Below are 1,125 nucleotides of genomic sequence, written 5' to 3'. Positions count from 1 at the left end.
CCGCGGTAGTTGATCGTGCCGCCTGTCGGCTCCAGCAGCCGGGTGACCAGCCGGCCGGTGGTGGACTTGCCGCAGCCGGACTCGCCGACCAGACCCAGGCTCTCGCCCTCGGCGACCTGGAAGTCCAGGCCGTCCACCGCCTGCACCGCGCCGACGGTCCGCCGGATCGGGAAGCCGCCCTTGATGGGGAAGTGTTTGGTCAGCCCGGAGACGTCCAGGAGGGGGGTCGTGTTGCTCATGATCGTGAAGTCCCGTCTCGTGCCCGTCAGTGATGCCGGGTCGCGGCGAAGTCGGCGAAGAGTTCCCCACGCTGCTCCAGCGTGAGGTGGCAGGCGGAGCCGCGGCCCTCGATCACCTCGAGCGCCGGCCGCTCCTGGGAGCACTTGCCGCCCGCGACCTTCTCCGCGAACGCACACCGAGGGTGGAAACGGCAACCGGACGGCGGGTTGAGCAGCGAGGGCGGCGAACCCGGGATCGGCGTCAGCGGTACGTCGACCGGACCGTCCAGACTCGGCATGGAGTTGAGCAGGCCCAGGGTGTAGGGATGCTGGGGATCTCCGAGCACCTGCTTCTTGGTGCCCTTCTCCACGCACCGGCCGCCGTACATCACCAGGACGTCGTCCGCGATGTCGGCGATGACCCCGAGGTCGTGGGTGATGAAGATGATGGCCGTGCCGAACTCCTGCTGCAGGTCCTTGAGCAGGTCCATGATCTGGGCCTGGACCGTCACGTCGAGTGCCGTGGTCGGTTCGTCTGCGATCAGGAGCTCGGGGTCGCAGACCAGGGCCATGGCGATCATCGCGCGCTGGCGCATGCCGCCGGAGAACTGGTGCGGGTAGTCGTCCACCCGGATGTCCGGCTGGGGAATGCCGACGCGCCTCAGCATCTCGACCGCCCGGGTCCGGGCTTCCTTCTTGGAGGCACCGGTGTGCTTCCGGTACACCTCGGCGATCTGCGTGCCGACGGTGTGATAGGGCGAGAGGGAGGCCAGCGCGTCCTGGAAGATCATGGACATCTTGTTGCCGCGCAGCTTCTCCAGTTCGGACTCGCGGGCGGTGATCAGTTCCTGGCCGTCCAGGAGGATCTCGCCCTCGACCGTGGTGAACTGGGGGTTGTGCAGGCCGA

General features: G+C 68.0%; 2 protein-coding genes. Both read right to left on the bottom strand.

The window, feature by feature from the left end:
• The coding region (locus tag AB0M11_RS41320) for an ATP-binding cassette domain-containing protein (RefSeq protein ID WP_365714147.1) at nt 1-239 on the bottom strand (239 nt) is incomplete at its 3' end.
• Between the two features lie 26 nt (nt 240-265).
• A partial coding sequence (locus AB0M11_RS41315) for an ABC transporter ATP-binding protein (protein ID WP_365714145.1) occupies nt 266-1,125 on the bottom strand: 860 nt, incomplete at its 5' end.

The organism is Streptomyces sp. NPDC051987, assembly GCF_040680735.1.
In the GTDB taxonomy this organism is placed as follows: domain Bacteria; phylum Actinomycetota; class Actinomycetes; order Streptomycetales; family Streptomycetaceae; genus Streptomyces.
The sequence above is the reverse complement of the archived record's forward strand: the minus strand, read 5'-3'. Positions and strand labels throughout refer to the sequence as shown.